1 rRNA gene is annotated in these 1,341 nt (G+C 53.2%); it reads left to right on the top strand.

The window, feature by feature from the left end:
- Nucleotides 1-1,341: ribosomal RNA gene (locus G5380_RS20440) — 23S ribosomal RNA — on the top strand; the annotation flags it as partial.

Genomic DNA, 1,341 nt, shown 5'->3' with positions numbered 1-1,341 from the left:
GAGGCGAACCGGGAGAACTGAAACATCTAAGTACCCCGAGGAAAAGAAATCAACCGAGATTCCCTCAGTAGCGGCGAGCGAACGGGGATTAGCCCTTAAGCATCTTGGAAGTTAGTGGAACGGTCCTGGAAAGGCCGGCGATACAGGGTGATAGCCCCGTACACGAAAACAACCTTGATGTGAAATCGAGTAGGGCGGGACACGTGACATCCTGTCTGAATATGGGGGGACCATCCTCCAAGGCTAAATACTCCTGACTGACCGATAGTGAACCAGTACCGTGAGGGAAAGGCGAAAAGAACCCCTGTGAGGGGAGTGAAATAGAACCTGAAACCGTGTACGTACAAGCAGTGGGAGCCCTTCGGGGTGACTGCGTACCTTTTGTATAATGGGTCAGCGACTTACATTTTGTAGCGAGGTTAACCGTATAGGGGAGCCGTAGGGAAACCGAGTCTTAACTGGGCGTCTAGTTGCAAGGTGTAGACCCGAAACCGGGTGATCTAGCCATGGGCAGGTTGAAGGTTGAGTAACATCAACTGGAGGACCGAACCCACTAACGTTGCAAAGTTAGGGGATGACCTGTGGCTGGGGGTGAAAGGCCAATCAAACTCGGAGATAGCTGGTTCTCCCCGAAAGCTATTTAGGTAGCGCCTCGGACGAATACTACTGGGGGTAGAGCACTGTTTGGGCTAGGGGGTCATCCCGACTTACCAACCCCATGCAAACTCCGAATACCAGTAAGTAATATCCGGGAGACACACGGCGGGTGCTAACGTCCGTCGTGAAGAGGGAAACAACCCAGACCGCCGGCTAAGGTCCCAAAGTTCTGGTTAAGTGGGAAACGATGTGGGAAGGCTCAGACAGCTAGGATGTTGGCTTAGAAGCAGCCATCATTTAAAGAAAGCGTAATAGCTCACTAGTCGAGTCGGCCTGCGCGGAAGATGTAACGGGGCTCAAACCAGGCACCGAAGCCGCGGATTCACACTTATGTGTGAGTGGTAGGGGAGCGTTCTGTAAGTCTGCGAAGGTGTATCGAGAGGTATGCTGGAGATATCAGAAGTGCGAATGCTGACGTAAGTAACGATAAAGGGGGTGAAAAGCCTCCTCGCCGGAAGACCAAGGGTTCCTGTCCAACGTTAATCGGGGCAGGGTGAGTCGACCCCTAAGGCGAGGCCGAAAGGCGTAGTCGATGGGAAGCAGGTTAATATTCCTGCACGACTTGTAATTGCGATGGGGGGACGGAGAAGGCTAGGTGGGCCAGGCGACGGTTGTCCTGGTGAAAGTGCGTAGGTGGTGTTTCTAGGCAAATCCGGAGACACAACACTGAGACACGAGACGAAC

The organism is Aeromonas sp. 604443 (assembly GCF_049170315.1).
GTDB classification, from domain to species: domain Bacteria; phylum Pseudomonadota; class Gammaproteobacteria; order Enterobacterales; family Aeromonadaceae; genus Aeromonas; species Aeromonas veronii_A.
Note: the sequence above shows the minus strand (reverse complement) of the source record. Positions and strands in the feature narration are given on the sequence as shown.